At 43.6% G+C, this 18029-nt stretch carries 16 protein-coding genes and 2 pseudogenes; 13 read left to right on the plus strand and 5 right to left on the minus strand.

Annotated elements, in window-relative coordinates:
• Positions 1 to 401 precede the first annotated feature (401 nt).
• A complete protein-coding gene (locus BJP34_RS38705; protein ID WP_149030796.1) occupies positions 402 to 650 on the plus strand; it encodes a hypothetical protein in 249 nt (82 codons plus the stop codon).
• A 1337-nt stretch (positions 651 to 1987) separates the two neighbouring features.
• Here BJP34_RS38705 and BJP34_RS04630 read toward each other — a convergent pair.
• Together BJP34_RS04630 and BJP34_RS04635 are read right to left on the minus strand one after the other, a co-directional pair.
• Positions 1988 to 2611 (minus strand): type I restriction endonuclease, encoded by a 624-nt coding sequence (locus tag BJP34_RS04630; protein ID WP_070391339.1) that lies wholly within the window; start codon positions 2609 to 2611, stop codon positions 1988 to 1990.
• Positions 2612 to 2749: 138 nt separating this feature from the next.
• Complete coding sequence (locus tag BJP34_RS04635) at positions 2750 to 2944, minus strand: hypothetical protein (RefSeq protein WP_070391340.1); 195 nt, start codon at positions 2942 to 2944, stop codon at positions 2750 to 2752.
• A 124-nt stretch (positions 2945 to 3068) separates the two neighbouring features.
• Between BJP34_RS04635 and BJP34_RS04640 the strand changes: the two genes are divergently transcribed.
• Both BJP34_RS04640 and BJP34_RS04645 read left to right on the plus strand, forming a co-directional pair.
• The gene (locus BJP34_RS04640; protein WP_070391341.1) at positions 3069 to 3455 is read left to right on the plus strand and encodes a hypothetical protein; all 387 of its coding nucleotides are present in this window, start codon (positions 3069 to 3071) and stop codon (positions 3453 to 3455) included.
• A 234-nt stretch (positions 3456 to 3689) separates the two neighbouring features.
• Positions 3690 to 5087 (plus strand): LCP family protein, encoded by a 1398-nt coding sequence (locus BJP34_RS04645; RefSeq protein WP_070391342.1) that lies wholly within the window; start codon positions 3690 to 3692, stop codon positions 5085 to 5087.
• Positions 5088 to 5135: 48 nt separating this feature from the next.
• Here BJP34_RS04645 and BJP34_RS04650 read toward each other — a convergent pair whose 3' ends face one another.
• Complete coding sequence (locus BJP34_RS04650) at positions 5136 to 5816, minus strand: N-acetylmannosamine-6-phosphate 2-epimerase (protein ID WP_070391343.1); 681 nt, start codon at positions 5814 to 5816, stop codon at positions 5136 to 5138.
• Between the two features lie 1072 nt (positions 5817 to 6888).
• Between BJP34_RS04650 and BJP34_RS04655 the strand changes: the two genes are divergently transcribed.
• Positions 6889 to 8724 (plus strand): peroxidase family protein, encoded by a 1836-nt coding sequence (locus tag BJP34_RS04655; RefSeq protein ID WP_070391344.1) that lies wholly within the window; start codon positions 6889 to 6891, stop codon positions 8722 to 8724.
• Here BJP34_RS04655 and BJP34_RS04660 read toward each other — a convergent pair.
• Positions 8687 to 10966, minus strand: a complete 2280-nt coding sequence (locus BJP34_RS04660) for a GAF domain-containing hybrid sensor histidine kinase/response regulator (protein WP_229424242.1) — start codon at positions 10964 to 10966, stop codon at positions 8687 to 8689. The genes BJP34_RS04655 and BJP34_RS04660 overlap by 38 nt on opposite strands.
• 529 nt (positions 10967 to 11495) lie before the next feature.
• Between BJP34_RS04660 and BJP34_RS04665 the strand changes: the two genes are divergently transcribed.
• Together BJP34_RS04665 and BJP34_RS47020 are read left to right on the plus strand one after the other, a co-directional pair.
• On the plus strand, positions 11496 to 11726 hold the full coding sequence (locus BJP34_RS04665; RefSeq protein WP_229424243.1) for a hypothetical protein: 231 nt from the start codon (positions 11496 to 11498) through the stop codon (positions 11724 to 11726).
• A 274-nt stretch (positions 11727 to 12000) separates the two neighbouring features.
• A complete protein-coding gene (locus BJP34_RS47020; protein WP_229424244.1) occupies positions 12001 to 12198 on the plus strand; it encodes a hypothetical protein in 198 nt (65 codons plus the stop codon).
• Positions 12199 to 12319: 121 nt separating this feature from the next.
• On the opposite strand, the gene BJP34_RS04675 is transcribed toward BJP34_RS47020, so the two are convergent.
• Positions 12320 to 12538, minus strand: coding sequence for a hypothetical protein (locus BJP34_RS04675; protein WP_229424245.1), 219 nt, complete (start codon positions 12536 to 12538; stop codon positions 12320 to 12322).
• A 395-nt stretch (positions 12539 to 12933) separates the two neighbouring features.
• On the opposite strand from BJP34_RS04675, the gene BJP34_RS04680 reads away from it, so the two are divergent.
• The 7 genes and pseudogenes from BJP34_RS04680 to BJP34_RS47025 all read left to right on the plus strand — a co-directional run.
• Positions 12934 to 13242 (plus strand): hypothetical protein, encoded by a 309-nt coding sequence (locus BJP34_RS04680; RefSeq protein WP_070391347.1) that lies wholly within the window; start codon positions 12934 to 12936, stop codon positions 13240 to 13242.
• Positions 13243 to 13263: 21 nt separating this feature from the next.
• On the plus strand, positions 13264 to 13551 hold the full coding sequence (locus tag BJP34_RS04685; protein ID WP_070391348.1) for a hypothetical protein: 288 nt from the start codon (positions 13264 to 13266) through the stop codon (positions 13549 to 13551).
• A gap of 145 nt (positions 13552 to 13696) precedes the next feature.
• Complete coding sequence (locus BJP34_RS04690) at positions 13697 to 13909, plus strand: hypothetical protein (RefSeq protein ID WP_070391349.1); 213 nt, start codon at positions 13697 to 13699, stop codon at positions 13907 to 13909.
• Positions 13910 to 14045: 136 nt separating this feature from the next.
• Positions 14046 to 14198 (plus strand): hypothetical protein, encoded by a 153-nt coding sequence (locus BJP34_RS42400; RefSeq protein ID WP_158517010.1) that lies wholly within the window; start codon positions 14046 to 14048, stop codon positions 14196 to 14198.
• 68 nt (positions 14199 to 14266) lie between these two features.
• Positions 14267 to 14476, plus strand: a pseudogene (locus tag BJP34_RS04695) (RNA-guided endonuclease TnpB family protein); the annotation flags it as partial.
• A 587-nt stretch (positions 14477 to 15063) separates the two neighbouring features.
• Entirely contained in the window at positions 15064 to 16755 is a 1692-nt protein-coding gene (gene ltrA / locus BJP34_RS04700) for a group II intron reverse transcriptase/maturase (RefSeq protein ID WP_070390905.1), read from the plus strand.
• A 128-nt stretch (positions 16756 to 16883) separates the two neighbouring features.
• Positions 16884 to 18028, plus strand: a pseudogene (locus BJP34_RS47025) (RNA-guided endonuclease InsQ/TnpB family protein); the annotation flags it as partial.
• Between the last annotated feature and the right edge of the window lies 1 nt (position 18029).

Raw genomic sequence — 18029 nt, forward strand, 5'->3', positions numbered from 1 at the left:
GTGAAGTGCCTTGTTGGGGGATTATCGGAGTTATCCTCAACTAAGGATGGCAGGAATATCTCCTTTTATAGATCCACAGTTCCTGCTATAGGTTCAACTTTTGTTGTTATAACAGGAAGATTCTCAAAATCCTCCAACATCATTCCTTTGCAGCCGGTAAATACAAAAGGATTGGGGTCTTTGATTTCTATGGGGAAAGAGGGCTCTATTACAATTGGCTCAACAACTTAATATTCATGGTTAAAACCTCCGGAAATTAACTAAATAAATCGGTTGCCACTCAAGTAGTATGGAAAAAAATGCCAATTATTAGCAGCCAGATTGGCGAAAGGTTTTAACTTCGCGCCAATCTGGCCAGACAGCTAAATGTTAGGAATTACTATATAGCGTGTCTAGGACTCATGAGGTACACATTATTTTTTCCCACTTCCGACTTCCGACTTCCGACTTCCGACTTCCGACTTCCGACTTCCGAAGTCCCTGCTCCCTGCTCCCTGCTCCCTAAAAACCAGAATTTGTACCTCACAAGTCGTAGAATTGCTATAGTAGCTATAGTGCTTCTCACACCAATCAAACTTAAGGTAAGCATTCAGCTATCAGCTATCAGCTATCAGGGAACAGCGATTAGCGCTACAGATGGTGCTACTTGAGGTGCTATCAGCTATCAGCTATCAGCCTATGCGCTATGCGCACCCTAGGCGAACAGCTTTTGAAGAAAATAGCTGACGGCTGAATGCTTACAACTTAAGGGCGCACGATTTGCGCCTTAACCCTTTTTATTAGGTCATTTATAATCACTTTATACGGTTATTATTACGAAATTACTTAACCTAATAAAAGAGTAAATATAGAAATTTTAATCAGTGTTATAATTTAGGTTTTCTTGCTTGAAAAAGTTAGCGATCGCGTCGGGTGGCAAAGGGAGCATGTCACTTATGCAGAACATTTGTACTCAAGCTATAGCCCCCTCATGTGTTTTAGCTTGCTGTGATAGTATATAGTTCATCTGTTCTACAATTTTGACCTGCTCCCTATACCCAACAGTACGGTCAGTTTATCTTTTGTTTCCCTAATGTCACAAACAGTAGATTCAATAAACCAAATACTAGAAAATAAAACAATAATATATGCAATGATAGCCCCTATTTGAATAGCAGGTATTTATTCTGGAGTGACTTGCCTTGTCATTGTTAATGATTTTGGTTAATGATTTTGAAAGAACCTATCAGCTCTAACTTTGATAATCAATTAGGTGATTAGCTGATCCCAGAAATAATTATGCTCTAATTCTCCCTACCTCCTTGGGTGCATCTCATTTTTGCTGTTTGACACCGTGGGTGGAATGGGCATCTTGCCCGTTACAATTTTCGGGCGGGCTGTCCTAAAACTGGCTAGGATGCCGAAAATGAGGGCTCCCCTAACGCACCACTAGCCAGATTTTCGGCGTTGCTGATTATGGGTATGATTTTGCCCCCCTAGCCCCCCAAGCGAGCAATCCCTCGCTTGGGGGGAACAAAACTTTCTTGCGTCCCCCAGAATTGGGGGATTTAGGGGGCTTTAACAAAACCAGATAATCGCGCATTCATTCCTTAATTCAGCAACGCCAGATTTTCAAATATGAGATGCACCTATCCCCTTTTCCTAGGAATCGAAAAACTTTGCACTGATTTTCTATTCGTTTTATCAGTGACCTCAGCCCTATCGCTCTCAAGTTCCCAGAGTGATTTTACTTTTCTGAGCGCCTTTATTAGAGCTGTTTTAAAACAAATAAACAAATAAGTAGACCATAGTAAACAAACTGTTGGTTACAGCAACAGCTCGTTCTCAGCTTACCCCCTAATCAGCTATGGGGCGATTAAGGGTGAAAACCGCTCTAACTTTTCTTATCAAACTATAGCTGTAACCCTCCTTCAGTCCTGGACTGGTCTCCCAAAACGAATTTAGCAAATGTTATGAGGGGTGACAACCCGTAAAAGGCAACGAAAACTCAATTGACTGCCAATTGAGCAATGCGCTTAAGGATCCTAAGCACGTTATACCAGTCATTGCCACGATAGAGGGTAAACTCATCGGAAAGAGCATACATCGGTATACCAGATTTACTCACTTTCAAAAACCGGAAATTAGTACCATTAGTCACCAATCCAAAACTATGGCGCAACTGATTAGGATTAGCCATCATGTAGGTCAATGCCTGAGGAATTGCTGACTTGAGAGAGAATCCAGCTTGTTTCGACTCAATCACTAATACCCAAAACTGGTCTTGTAGCACCAACACATCAATAAGCCCTCGCAGGATTTCGTGCTCCTCAACAGCGGCAATTTCTATTGCGGCCTCTGTCTTGAGGTGAAAGGGAGAACCATAAAAACCCGCTAGTCCTAACAAGGGAGACAACACTACCATTTTGACAATGTCTTCCACCATCGGGTACTGTTCCAGGTATAGCATGTGAGCCTTAATTTGCTCTAAGGACTGCCGTTCAGTGTCGGTAAGTTCGGGTAATTCCTCCTGCCACTCTCGGAAAAATTGGTCATCCTCTGCTGGGGTCAGGTTAAATTTAACCTTCACATCATGCAAGCTAAGTTCTGTTACTGCTATCGTCTTCACCATCAATCAGGATTGAGCCAAGGTCTGTATTAACTTTTCGGGAAACCTATGATCGCGCACTGGGAAACTTAGGTGCGCTTGACCCATTAAGAATTAAATTCGCCACGGGTCGCACCTGAGATAGAGCCTACCACTAGCCTGTTAGTCAGACTCCTTATAGCTCAAGGCTCGACCGACTAATGCGATCGCTAAAATCACAGTTGGAGCCAGGATCCCAATCAACCCATTAACAGATGTAGCGGCAATGGGTACACTGGGAGCAACATATTTAATAATAACAGAAATTATCGTGGAGAGGATGACGAGTTTGATAATGAAGCTGAGCTGATTATCCATGTTGCCATTGGCCTATTGCTATTACTATATTATTGCCATTGGTGAATAACCACTAGGAAATGTCATGATAAGAGGGAAAAGCACCAAATCATGGGGTTTGAGCGATGATTAAGGCAAGCTGGGGATGAAAGAGAATGTGAAAAAGACAAATTCTACCGAAAATCTAGATATTCAGCGGTTACAGCTATTTATTTACCTTGTCCCCATCTTTGGCTTGTTTCCTGCACTGTGGACATTGTACCACTCTCAGGGAACCCGAGAGGAAAAAACCGTCAGTCGCTTGTCCGTCACCTTGGCCTTTGGTTGGTTGCTAGGATACAGTTTATTATCAGCAGGAGCACAATTGTCGGAATTTTGGACATTACGCTTGCTGTTTCTCAATGCTATGCTGACATCTGGCTATTTTCTGGTCAGTTTCGCTGTGATGGTGCGCTTATGGCAGCGCCAGTCACCACGCCTGCCTGGGATTAGCCGGATTTCTGAAGGAATCCTGGGCAAGTATTTGTCCTAGTCTAGGGGTTGACTTAAAGAAATGATGTACTCTAATAATGGTTTTGACTGACGGATTGGGCAAGCTTAATCGAAAATTTACCTAATCAGGCAGCAACCTGTTATAAAACCTGCTATAGAGTATTATTACTAAACTTTAAGATCGAAGCTCCAGGTCAACCATGTAAAACCGGTCAGGAGTGAATAGTCTTCTTCTGAAAATACCATCCCTATTGCCTGTGTGTGAGGAAGCCCAGTGCCAGTTCAAAGAACTTATCGAAAACGCCGTGTAGTGAGAAGACCTACTCGCCCCGTTCGCAGAAAAAAGGTAAAAGTCAAGCGAGGGAATTGGCTCTGGCTATGGCTAGGTTTTACCGCAGTGGCCATGTCATCTGCGGCAGCAGGTGCAATCCTAGCTGTATCCCTGGCAAGTACCCCTTTGCTGCAAAGTGAACTGACTCAGGACGAGAAATCTGTATTTAACCAAGAGGAAACCATCTCCAGCAACACCATGCACTTGCCGGAGTTGACTCGACCAGTTAATATCCTATTTCTCGGTATCAAAGTCCTAACCTCTGATCTAGATAAACCCCCAGAAGTAGACCTGGGATACCACGCTCTGGTCAATTCCTTAGAGGGTTTGTCAGATACGATGCTCCTGCTACGGTTTGACCCAGACGGGGAAAAAGTCAAAGTTCTTTCCATGCCTCGTGATACTAAAACTCGTATTGAGAAACATGGTAAAATTAAGCTTAATGCTGCCAATTATTTTGGCGGACCTGCACTGACAGCGAAGGCGGTCAGTGATCTTCTTGATGATGTGCCCATTGACCGTTATATCCGAGTAAACGTTCAGGGTGTGGAAAAACTGGTGGATGCCTTGGGAGGAGTTACGGTCTATATTCCCAAGGATATGAAGTACACTGACCACTCTCAACACCTTTATATCAACCTCAAAAAAGGTAGACAGCACCTGGATGGTAATAAAGCGATGCAGTTCCTGCGGTTTCGCTATGACAAGTATGGGGATATTGGTCGAGTGCAGCGGCAACAAATTCTGATGAGGGCTTTGGTAGAACAGGCACTAAAACCTAGCACTATCGCACGAATCCCACAAATCCTCTCAGTTATTCAGTCCCACATTGACACCAACTTAAGTGTAGAAGAGCTAGTGGCATTAGCGGGTTTTGCCACCAAGACTAAACGAGCCAATGTCCAAATGCTAATGCTGCCTGGTCGATTTAGTAACGATGGCAAGAAACAAGCCAGTTACTGGTTGCCAAACCACCGCCGCATCCAGGAGATGGTGGCTCAGCACTTTGGTCAAGGCTATACCTACTACTCCAATGCCAACTCCACATCCCTGCGCATTGCCATTCAATACACTACAGATTCTTCTGAAGTCGCTAAAGCTATGCTCCGCAACCTCAACCGAGGTGGCTACAATAATGTTCGTATTGATCAGAAATTGTCTAGGGAACCATTGCGCACCACTCGCATTATTGCCCAACAGGGAGACGATGAAAGTGCTGGCACTATCCGTAACTATTTGGGATTTGGGGAAGTGCGGGTGGAAAGCACCGGTGCTTTTTCCTCAGATATTACGATTCAGTTGGGTCAAGACTGGCTACAGAAACTGGATTATCCACAATAGCAGACCATTTCCTGCTTCTAGCAAGGGAAATTATAGGGTTAATCCTACTTATAATAACTCTACAAAAGCCTTAACTTGCAAATCAATACCAGTAATGGCAGTGCCGACAACAACTGCATAGGCTCCCAATTCTAGCGCAGTTTGAGCCATGTTGGGGGTGGCAATACCCCCTTCGCAAATGGCTGGGATGTCTAGATGGTTGACCAACTGGCTGAGTAGGCCAAAGCCGGGAGGAGACAAATGGCTGGTTTGAGCGGTGTAGCCATAGAGGGTGGTACCAACTAAATCCACGCCAGCGGCTTGTGCTGCGATCGCACTCTCAAGGGTATCCACATCTGCCATCACCGGTTTACCCAATGTATCGTGAATCTGCTTAATTAAACCTTGAACTGTTTCCCCTCCAGGACGTTCCCGTAAGGTGGCATCAATGGCAATAATATCAGCACCAGCGGATGCGATCGCTTTGGCATGGTGAAACTGGGGAGTAATATAAACCTCAGACTCCGGTAACTGTTGCTTCCACAAGCCAATAATTGGAGCAGTGGGACATTGACTACGCACAGCTGCCACATGGTCAGGTGTATCAATACGCACACCCGATGCCCCCTGATTCATCGAAGCCTGTGCCATAGCGGCAATCACTAGGGGGTTGTGCAGGGGTGAGTCAGGGGGTGCCTGACAAGAAACAATTAGACTATCACGAATTGAATTGAGAGAATTAGCTGCCATGTTGTTGGTGGTTACAGTAACTTATTATCGATATATAGCGGTTCCACAGCATTTATAAAATAGGTTAGGGACAGAAGTTTTGGATTTTAGGGAATAGGGAATAGGGAATAGGGAATAGGGAATAGGGAATAGGGAATAGGGAATAGGGAATAGGGGAAAAATTATGTGTAGCTCATAAATCTAATAACCGTTATCTAGTAATTGGTTTAAGCACTGGGTTTATTATATTATAATATCTCCAGATAATTCCCCTTAATAAAAATTTAACCATCTCCCTATCTCCCTATCTCCCCATCTCTCCATCTCCCAGCCCCACCGACTCTTACGGAGATCGCCTTGGTAGTTGTATGTGTTGTGTTTTGACTTTATCGCTTTTTTTTATCAGGTCATTTTCAGGTAGAGTCTCATGTCATAGAGTATCATTTTCTAAGAAGTTTTATTAGTTAAATTTACAGTGATAGCTAATTAATTAAGCTTTATTTGACAAGCATTTTACCAGTTTTTCGTTGGGAAACTGACGAGATTATTCAGCCAAAAGAGGTAGAGTTGCTTTACTAATCAATGGCTACTTTAACTTTTATGATTTTGTCAACCCCTCTACCTGAATCCTTACACTATATTTATCTACAATCAAGATTTATTGGCTTGGCAAGATATTGATTTATTGTGCTTCTCTATCCAGATAATCTTTAATTAAAGAATTAAAGATTCTGTAAAACTATATTTTTTTGGCGGTAGAGCTCCGAAATCCAGCTATCTTAAAATTAGCAACTAGCAGTAATTTTTAATCTTGACTATGGGGTAAATACGGAATAAATTATGTAGCCAAAAGAAATACGTAATCACTCGTATAGCCCGTTTTAAAAATTATTTACTGGCGATAAATGAAGGACTTACGTGAAGACTTACTTTAGACGAAAACCTGTGAATTTTGGGGATAACTAAAGTAAATTACCGGCCTTTACCAAACCATGTAGCTACTTTCCAAACACCTTCTTAGAACAGATAAAGTATTTTACTGCATCTACCACATTAGCGGTTGGGATGCAATCTTAACCTAAGTACTAACCTTATGAAAAATCATTTATCTAACTTGGAAGTGGTTAGAAACCTCAAGCCTCGTAAGCTTGGTTTAGCAATAACCACTTTCGCTGCCCTAGGATTTTCCATGTCTGTGCCTGCTGCTGCAGGAGAATTTCGTACCATTGACGGATTTGGCAACAACCCCAATGATCCGACATTGGGTCAAGCGGAAACACCACTGCTTCGGCTGTTGACTCCTGCTTACGAGGATGGCTTCAACGCACCAAGAACAACGGGTAGCACCGGGAATATTCTGCCTAACCCTCGTGACATTAGTAATACAATTGTTCCCCAGAAGGAATTAGTACCTAATTTCCTCAACGCCAGCGACTGGATCTGGCAGTGGGGGCAGTTCATTGATCACGACTTGGATCTGAATGAGGGAGGCTTAGATCGCTCACCAGAAGATTTCACCCCCATCCCAATTAACCCTATTGACATTGCTACTGGTCTTCCGGATCCACTCGCGCCATCTATACCCTTGATCAGGGTTCCTGCAGCTCCAGGCACTGGCACTGGACCTGGCAATCCGCGCCAGCAGATCAACCAGCTGACTTCTTTTATTGATGGTTCACAGGTCTACGGATCTGATCCAGTGCGGGCGGAATTTTTGCGTACTAATGACGGTAGTGGAAAGCTCAAGAGCCAGAGTATCAATGGCCAAGAGTTACTACCTTTTAACACTGGCGGATTTCCTAATGCCAACACTGACCGGTCTGGTGCTAATGCTCCAGAAGAGTTGTTCATCGGTGGCGATGTTCGTGTCAACGAACAGATTGGGTTAACCGCAGTTCACACCTTGTTCGTGCGGGAGCACAATCGTCTGGCTGAAGAACTTGCTGAAAAAATTGACGCTGGCGACCTGGTGATTTTGGAGAAGTTACATCAGTCAGGACTTGATAAAGGAGACTTTATTTACGAATCAGTTCGTAAGGTCGTCGGTGCTCAGATTCAAGTAATCACATACAATGAATTCCTACCGCTGTTCATTGGCGATAGCCTTTTGGAGGATTACTCTGGCTACGATTCCACCGTTGACCCACGTGTCAGTGTGGAATTTGCCAATGGTACCTTCCGCGTTGGCCACACTCTTCTCTCCCCAGAGCTTCAGCGCATTAACAATGACGGCACTTCCCCCGGAAGTATCTCCCTTTCCGATGCCTTTTTCACTCCCCAAGAGGTGATTAATAACGGCGTCGATTCACTGTTTTTGGGTTTAGCTTCCCAAGTGGCTCAAGAGTTTGACAATCAGATAGTGGACGAGGTGCGGAATTTCCTGGCCTCGATTCCCACCGGTGGCTTTGACCTTGCTTCACTAAATATTGCACGGGGAAGGGAAGTTGGCCTTCCCGGCTACAATCAGGCTCGTGTGGAACTCGGTCTAGATCCAGTCACGGCCTTCTTGACCACCGATAGCGAACTTGGGATTACTTCTAACCCAGAAGTAGCAGCTCTATTTGAAAAAATCTACGAGTCTGTAGAGGATGTGGATTTCTGGATTGGAGGAATATCTGAAGACTCCTTCAATGGTGGCTTGGTCGGTGAACTATTCAATACGGTCATCTCAGACCAGTTCACGCGGACACGAGATGGTGACCGATTCTTTTTCCTCAACGATCTCGATCATCTGCTCGCCTTGGCTCCAGATCTAGAAAGCACTCGCCTCTCGGACATTATTCGCCGGAACTCAACGATTACTAAAATCCAGGATAATGCTTTTGTTGTCCCAGAAGATGTACCGGAACCTAGCAGCATTTTTGGTTTAGTTACACTCCTAGGTTTAGCAGCTATAGCGCAGCGCTATAACTTTCCACCAAAGCCATAACCCTGTACAATAATCCCATCGGTTCTATCGGTTTATATAAGTAATCATCCACTACCGCCATCATCTCTTGTTGCTCTACCTTTGGCACAGTCGGAATTGTTAAAGCCAGAATTTTTACCCTACCGGTTGTGGAGGATTGACGCAGCCATTGAGTCATTTCGTAACCCTCCCTGGTCGGTAACTGCCAATCAATAATGATCGTCTGGGGCTTAAGCAATGCAATTTGTTTGATGGCAGTGGAAGCATCAATCAACCAAATTACTTTATAGCCTGCTGCGGTCAAAATTTCGCAAATTAGGGTAGCAATCTCTTCTTGGTTTTCCACTAAGGCCACAGTGCCTTGAGCTTTGAGAGTTAGGTTGGACTTTGGCAGGGCTTTTTCTGAAATAACTGGTGCCATGGGTTGAGTGGGTAACCAAACTGTAAAACAAGACCCCTCTCCCACTAACGATTCCACCTCAATTTTGCCCCTATGGAGTTCGATTAGCTGTTTGGTTAAGGCTAACCCCAAGCCAGTTCCTTCATACTTGCGACGGTAGGGCGTTTCTAGCTGCTGAAACTTTTGAAACAGTAATGGTAACTGGTCTTGGGCAATACCAATGCCTGTATCTTCCACTTGAAACACTACTAACTGATTTTCTGGCCAGACCCGTAGGATTACTTTACCCCCCTCTGGGGTAAATTTAATCCCATTGCTTAAAAGGTTAAACAAAATCTGTGTAACCCGCCGTTGGTCTGCAGAAAAACAGTCCCTTTCTGGTGGCACTCGCCAATCTAGCTGTAGAGTCACCTGCTGTTGGTAGGCTTGTTCGTTTAGGCTACTCAATACCTGATTGGCTAGCTTACTTAAGGAAAATTTGCTGATAGTCAGGACTAACTTTCCTGCTTCAACCTGAGACAAATCCAGAATATCGTTGATCAGTTCTAGCAGGTGTTGCCCATTGTCCTGGATAGTTTTTAAATAGCGCTGTTGCTTTTCGACAGGTAATCTGTGGGAACTGTCCTGACCAAAACACCAGCGCAAGAGTGTAGCTGCCATCCCAATTACGCAGGTTAGAGGGGTGCGCAATTCATGACTCATGGTAGCTAGAAACTCACTCTTAGCAAGATTGGCTGCTTGAGCAGCTTGCAAAGCATCCCGGAGTGCTTGGGTGCGCTCAATTACCCGTTGTTCAAGGGTGTTGTTTTGCTGCTGCACTTGGGAGTATAACTTCGCTTGATAGATGGCAACGGCTAGGTGTTCAGCAATTGCCTGGAGAAAGTTTTTTTCACTGTCCTGCCATCGCCTTGGCTCGAAACACTGATGGGCAATTAGTAGTCCCCACAGGTTGTTTTCGACAATAATTGGTGCGACTAACTTGGCTCGTACTTGATGTCGATGCAACAGTTTAAGTAAGCAATTATGGGTATTATAGCTCTTATCAACATCATCAACAGCAACCGTTGACCCTCGCTGATATTTATGTGTAGAGTTCGGTACATGGGTTAAACATTCCTCCTGCTCAATCACATTCAGCACTGATGGGATACCATCGGAGGCTTTAGCTTCGTAGGTAATACAACCCCAGCCTAATTCAGTGGCAGCAGCAGGTGCTGGCTCTAGTGCTGTGGCAGCAGAGCTGTAAGGGAAGTCAAATTGATAGATGACTAATCGGTCTACTTCTAAAAAGTGTCGGACCCGTTCAACTGCTGTGGTCAGGATCAGCGGTAACTCTTGGCTTTGACGGATTTGACTGGTCACCTGATTGAGCAATCGCTCTTGCTCAACCTGCTGGTGCAGTGCTTCTGCTACGGGTTGACAAATGGACGCATAGGGATAATCTGGCTCTGCTAATGGTGGAACATCGGTGCTGTAGTCACACAGAATATCGATTAATGATAGGGTAAATTCGCTCTGGATATCTGGATTATTGGGCTTGAGGGAAGCTTGAGCCCTCTTGATTAGGTTGAGAATATCCTCAGAGGTGTCAACTTCTAATGGTGAGGTTAGGTAGGAGTCCTTGAGATGGGTAAGAAAGTTTGCGATCGCATCCGGAGCGAAGGTCAATCCCACTTGGTACAGTCTCATCAGAGAGTCATACCCAGTTAAGGTCTCCGGTTGGGCTTCCCCCCACAGTAGACAACTGAACTGTTCTGATCCGATCAGGGTAAACCTCTGGCTCTGAGCCTCAGTACTCACCCTCTGATTTACCAAAATATCAGACTTTAGGAGTATTGCCTCTTCGGCCAAGGTTGACTTCATCTCGTCTAATCGCTGATCCAGACGTTCGAACACAGCCAAGGGCAAAATTCTGAGGAATTTTGGATTACTAAATAATTTGGTAGGTGGAATTAACGATAACACCTGCTGCCTGGTGGGCTAAATTGCCTGAATGGTGTGGATAATAGCTTCTTTGATGGTAGTTGATTTTTGTCCACCTGCTTATACGTATTTCCCTACTTTACCACATTTTAGCTTGGCGTGCAGCGTGGTAAGCGTGGTAAGCGTGGTAAATATGAGAAAAATAAATATGGTAAGTGTGGTTAACACGCCCAGGGAGAGGGTAGAAGTAATTGGTTTCGTTGGTTAATCAAGTACCAAACTAGATGGCGATGTTCCGTTCGCGCAGCCTCTGGCACTGCCAGTCAGGAACCGCTTCGCGAACGCACTATTTTTTTAGTAATGTTTAACATCGGTAATAAGGAGTAAAAATAAAATATAATAGATACATAGATCAGATTAAAAGTGATCAGACATGACACCAGAATAAAGATTAACTCAAGTAGAGAACTTGTTAGAGACAGCAGCACGATACATTAATCGCCACTCTCAGACCATTGAGCAAAATCAAGCAGACATCACTCAATTACGAGTTTCTCTGAATGAGACCTTAAGATTGTTTTCTGAGTTAGCCACCTATCAACGTCAAAGTCAAGAGGAGATTCGTCAAAATCAAAAAGAAATACGACGGATTTGGGAATATTTATTAAATCAAAGCGGTAATGGACGCTCCGGGAATTAAACTTCTAGCGTTTTACCACTGCTTGGGTGCGTTATTAACCGACCAAACTAGAACGCGATGCTCCTTGGCCTTTGGGCCACGCGGGGCGCGTTTGGAGCCGCTACGCGAACGCACTGAATCCAGGGAATTACTGGGATTTAAAATTAGCCACAATTTTCTGGCTTTTTTCGGATGTAATATCTCCTTTATCTGACTTTTAGTAAATAGTAACAAAAATAATGTTAGTTGAAGTTTTTAGGTAGTAAATAAAGCGGGAACCGCCACTTTTACCCTTTTGAATATAGCGTTTATAGCACTCATAAGGTACACATTATTTTTTCCCTCTTCCCTCTTCCGATTTCCCTCTTCCGATTTCCCTCTTCCCTGCTCCCTGCTCCCTGCTCCGAAGTCCCTAAAAACCAGAAATTTGTACCTCACAAGTCGTAGAATTGCTATATTACTATTCCTAACCCTGACCTTGAATACCGTGTAAGGAATGCTTGGGATCTGATCTCCAATAATTTCACCTGACTGTAACTGATCAATAATCGGCTGGACAAAAGGCGCGGATATTACGATACCGCTTGGCTAGATTGCGTAGGCTTCTCTTGAACTCAGGTGTAACCGTGATTTGGATTTTGGCTGGTTGATTCTGGATCAATCCCATCCCACAGCTGTGAAACAGGAAGTGTATTCCCTGTCATGGCTTCTTGCCATCCCTGACGAAAGCTTTGTTCTGCCGTATCCTGTGTAACACTCTCACGAAACAGACGAACTATCTGCAACAAATTTGGTAAGTATTCTTGGGGAGTTTGCTGTATTTCCTCAATCACTTTTTCCAGTATTTATGTAGTAGTAGCGTTATCAGCTACAAAATTTTTGTCTGTCATTATCCTACCTTAAAGTTAGCAATACTCTGATTACTATAGCAGTTATCAATTGGGTTAGGTACTTTCGTTATCGGGAGTAGGGAGTAGGGAGTAGGGAGTAGGGAGTAGGGAGTAGGGAGTAGGGCGAAGAGTGTGGGGCGGGGGGGGCGGAGAGAATTGTTATATTGGTTTAATAGCGCACTAAACTAGAAGGCGATGCTCCTTGGCCTTTGGGCCACGCGGGGCGCGTTTGGAGCCGCTACGCGAACGCACTAATTTTTGATAAATGTTTAACATCATAAATAATGATAAAAAATCGAATATAATAGATAAATTTATCAAATTAAAAGTGATCAGACATGACACCAGAAGAAAGATTAACTCAAGTAGAGAACTTGTTAGAGACAGCAGCACGATACATTAATCGTCACTCTCAGACCATCGAGCAAAATCAAGCAGAAATTACTCAATTACGAGTTTCTCTGAATGAGACCTTAAGATTGTTTTCCGAGTTAGCCACCTATCAACGTCAAAGTCAAGAGGAAATTATTCAAAATCAAGAGGATATTCGTCAAAGTCAAGCAGAGATTCGCCAAAATCAAGAAGAAATACGACGGATTTGGGAATATTTATTAAATCAAAGCGGTAATGGACGTTCCGGGAATTAAACCTATTAACATTCATCAGACATGACACCAGAAGAAAGATTAACTCAAGTAGAGAACTTGTTAGAGACAGCAGCACGATACATTAATCGTCACTCTCAGACCATCGAGCAAAATCAAGCAGAAATTACTCAATTACGAGTTTCCCTCAATGAGACCTTAAAATTGTTTTCCGAGTTAGCAACCTATCAACGTCAAAGTCAAGAGGAAATTCGTCAAAGTCAAGCAGAGATTCGCCAAAATCAAGAGGAAATACGACGGATTTGGGAATATTTATTAAATCAAAGCGGTAATGGACGCTCCGGGAATTAAACCTCTAGCGGTTTGGGAGTGTAAACAGAAAATTGATGGATAAAGGGCACCATCCCCCTGTCATGTTCAAAAAACGTGAATTTTTTTTGCATTCGAGAGCAATACTGTGATCACCTAGATAGAATTTAGACTGACAAAGTGAAAAATGTGCTGGCTACTCGACCTGGGTAGCTGGAAAAAGTCAATCAGGGAATCTCCATCTCATTTCTTTGTTGACGTTCGAGTAGAAACCTCGATGATAAACAATAGCTGTTCTGTGCTTGATTCCCAAACCAATCTACAACCAATGGCTACTACTGGTGATTTGGACATCACCAATGGCCCGATTAACATCGATTTTGATGACCAAAGACCCTGAGGGCGCAACGCCCCACCGATTCTATCCCGGAGACGAAACCTGATTGTGAGTGGAGCCTTTATGGTTGGCAGGCTATGCATAAAAAGGTTAAAACTTATTGATTAGCGTGATTTGCGCGGTCTTGGGGGTTTCCCCCATGAGCGACTGCATCAAGACAAGGCTCCACTCTCCTTACGGTAACTATCGCCAAAGGCGACGCTTGGCCGTAGGCCACGCCAAAGGCGAACGCGAACAAACCATGGGGTTAGCCCGAACAGGAATTTATTCCCTAACTGCCCGGAAATTTTAGTCCTAAGATATCGACTATAATAGAAAGCAATGCATCAATACCAAGGAGGTGAAATAAGCGTGTTGGTTATGGAATTCAAGGCTGTCCTTAAAGAGCCTCAAAAGTTGGCAATAAATGAAGCCATTAGAACGGCTCGTTTTGTCCGTAACAAGGTACTTCGGTATTGGATGGACAATCGTGGAACAGGGAAGAAAGAACTCTATCGATACAACACTCAACTAAGGGAAGAGTTTGAATTTGTTAAAGACCTCAATAGTCATGCTTGCCAAGCCTCTGTTGGTGCGATTCGTTAGCTAGAAACCTTATCCTGATGAACAGGATTTGGGGGATTAGCTGCTTGGGTTAAGAACCCAAGACAACTTGATAATCATGATGGTGAAATACCATCCCCCGAAGAATCCGGGTGACAACCTTACCCTGATGAACAGGAATAACAAACCTGCCAATCGATGCAAGGGTCGAACGTCAAAATATCCTTAACCTGAAAGATAGATTGATAGGTAAAAGAACTCAAGGGTACGAGAGGAAGATACGTCAGAATCATCGTAAGCTTGGAATGGCGAAATTAAGGATTGATACGCCATAGACAAAAGTCAAAGGAAAATACGGAGTAATGGGTTCAACAGTCCATTATTGATTCTCCAATAAATTTCCCGGTGAATAGTATCGCCCTAAAAGTTCATAGAATGGTTATCAGGAACGAAGTAATTCCATAGGTTCTCTCAATAAAGGTCGATTTATTGAGTAGGTAGTTAGCCGCATGGCCTATGTGAAAAGGATAGAGTCAAAAGCCAAAGTCCATATGTAATGTATGGGATATGCTGACAGACTCACGTTATAGGAAGAGATATGGTTGCGAGTAGCAATGAATAAGTCCAAAACTCGGGGGTTCACCCCACAGTCGGAATGGAAGAACGTCAACTGGCGAAAGCTGGAAATGACCGTATTCAAGTTGCAAAAACGAATATATCGAGCCTCTCATCGTGGTGATGTCCGCGTGGTAAGAAAGCTGCAAAAGACTCTGATGAATTCCTGGTCAGCCAAGATGATAGCGGTTAGACGGGTAACCCAGGAGAACAAAGGTAAAAAGACTGCCGGAATAGACGGGAAAAAAGCTTTAAATAATAAGCAAAGACTCGCCTTAGTAGCCAACCTGAATACTCAAAAGAAGGCAAAACCTACCAGAAGGGTATGGATTCCCAAATCTGGAAGTAGGGAAAAACGCCCATTAGGTATCCCGACTATACACGACCGTGCTCTACAAGCTTTAACCAAACAGGCATTAGAACCCGAATGGGAAGCCAAGTTTGAGCCTAACTCATATGGTTTCAGACCAGGACGCTCATGTCACGATGCCGTCGAAGCAATATTCAGCAATATATGCCATAAACCCAAATGGGTATTAGACGCAGATATTGCCAAATGTTTTGACAAAATAAATCATGAAGCGCTTCTAACTAAAGTGAACACTTTTCCATCATTAAGAAGGTTAATAAAATCCTGGCTTAAAGCTGGAGTAATGGAAAAGGATACACTCACTCCCACCAACGAAGGGACACCGCAAGGAGGAGTGATATCACCCCTGCTCGCTAACATTGCCCTCCATGGCATGGAAGAACGAATCAAACAATATGCCGAAACATTAAAGATAAAAAGGAGAAGTAAAAAACAGAAACGGCAAGGAATAAGTTTGATTAGATACGCAGACGACTTCGTCATCATCCATGAAAATCAGGGAGTAATAGAAGAATGCAGAACGATTCTAGAAAATTGGCTGAATGATATAGGGTTGGAATTAAAACCAAGTAAAACAAGAATTTCCTATACTATGAACGGGTTTGACTTCCTAGGATTCAACATCCGTCAATATAAAGTAGGAAAAAATCAGTCTAAACAAGGATTTAAAACCATCATCAAACCATCAAAGAAAAAAGTTTTAGAACATTATGAGCAGCTCTCAAACGTCATAGACCGTCACAGAGCTGCTCCCCAGGAGGCTTTGATAAACCACCTAAAACCTATTATAAGGGGATGGTGTAACTACTACAGAAGTGTATGTAGTAAAGAAACCTTTAATAAACTTGGGCACATGTTATGGAACAAACTACAACGATGGGGATACAGGAGACACCCAAATAAATCAAAATCCTGGGTAATCAACAAATACTGGGGAACCATAGAGGAAGACAACTGGATGTTCATGACCGACAGGAATCACCTTCCTAAACATGTCAAAACTGAAATAGTCAGACATAAAAAGGTACAAGAAGCCAGAAGCACCTACGATGGGGACTTAATATATTGGAATACCAGAATGCAGAAACACCCTGAAATGACCAGTCAAAAGGGAAGGCTTTTGAAAAGGCAAAAAGGGGTATGTACTCATTGTGGTCTTACCTTCAGAGATGGAGATGTAATGGAAAAGCATCACATAATACCGCGCTCTCTCGGTGGAAACGACACGGATAAAAATCTTGAATTACTCCACCTACATTGTCACGATGCAAAACACAGAAAGAAAATCGAACTCAATGAGTTGGATAGAAATCCGTTCTAAGAGGAGCCTCTGTCATGGACTTAAAGTACTATAATGAGGAGCCGTATGATGCGAAAGTGTCACGTACGGTTTTGAAGACAAGTCAGGGGAGGCGACTCCTCGGCTTAGTTCAACAGAACGTAGAACGTGCTATCAAACGTTTCTTCGATAACTGCAAAAATAAAATTCCTGGAAAGAAGGGTTATCCTCGTTTCAAGAAACATTCTAGGTCAGTGGAGTATAAGCAATCTGGATGGAAGTTATCCCCAGATAAGAAGTCCATAAAATTCACCGACAAGAAGGGTATCGGAAAAGTCAAGCTCAAGGGTACCTGGGACTTGTGGAGATTCGAACAAAAATTAATCAAGCGAGTTCGGATTGTCCAAAAAGCCGATGGTTACTATGTCCAGTTTTGCGTCAAAGTAGACAATTCAGAACAATTAGAAGCCACTGGCTTTACTGTTGGATTGGACGTAGGCTTGAAGGAGTTTTATACCGACTCTGACGGATACTCTGAACCTAATCCCAGGTTTTACAAAAAAGGTGAAAAGCGCGCCATATTTTATCAACGTCGAGTTTCTCGAAAAAAGAAAGGCTCTGCTAACCGTAAAAAAGCAATTAATAGACTAGGTAGGACACACCTTAAAATAAGTAGACAACGTGAAGAGCACGCCAAGAGACTGGGAACGAAGTTACCGTAAGAATAAAGAAGCCTTTATGGTTAGTCGGCTATGCATAAAAGGGTTAAATCTTTGTTATTAAGGCTTCTTTATTCTAAGGTTTCGTCTCCGGCGCGCTGCGTAATCCGGTCTAACGACCTGGTCGCCTACGTTCGCGCAGCGTGCCGTTCGCGAAGCGTGGCCTACGGCCAAGGCAAGATTTAAGAGTTAAAAACCTGGTTAAAAACCACTGTTTAGCAAAGTCTATTAACGATGCAGGTTGGTACCAATTTCGAGAGTGGTTAGAGTATTTCGGCCAAAAGTTTGGTCGGATAACTGTCGCAGTTAATCCAGCCTACACAAGCCAAAATTGTTCCAGCTGTGGTCAAGTGGTCAAGAAATCTTTATCGACTAGAACCCATGCCTGTAAATGCGGGTGTCGGCTGGATCGTGATGTTCCTTCGGAACCGCTTCGCGAACACAATGCTGCTAAAAATATCCTAACCAGAGCCTTGGGTACCGTGGGGCACACGGGAACTTATCAAAACGCTTGGGGAGATCTGGCCTCTACTTTTCCTGGTTCCGGCCTGGTTGAGCAAGACGGGTCTGTGAGCCAAGAATCCCCTGCCTTCTAGG

The sequence above is a fragment of the Moorena producens PAL-8-15-08-1 genome (assembly GCF_001767235.1).
Lineage (GTDB): Bacteria > Cyanobacteriota > Cyanobacteriia > Cyanobacteriales > Coleofasciculaceae > Moorena > Moorena producens_A.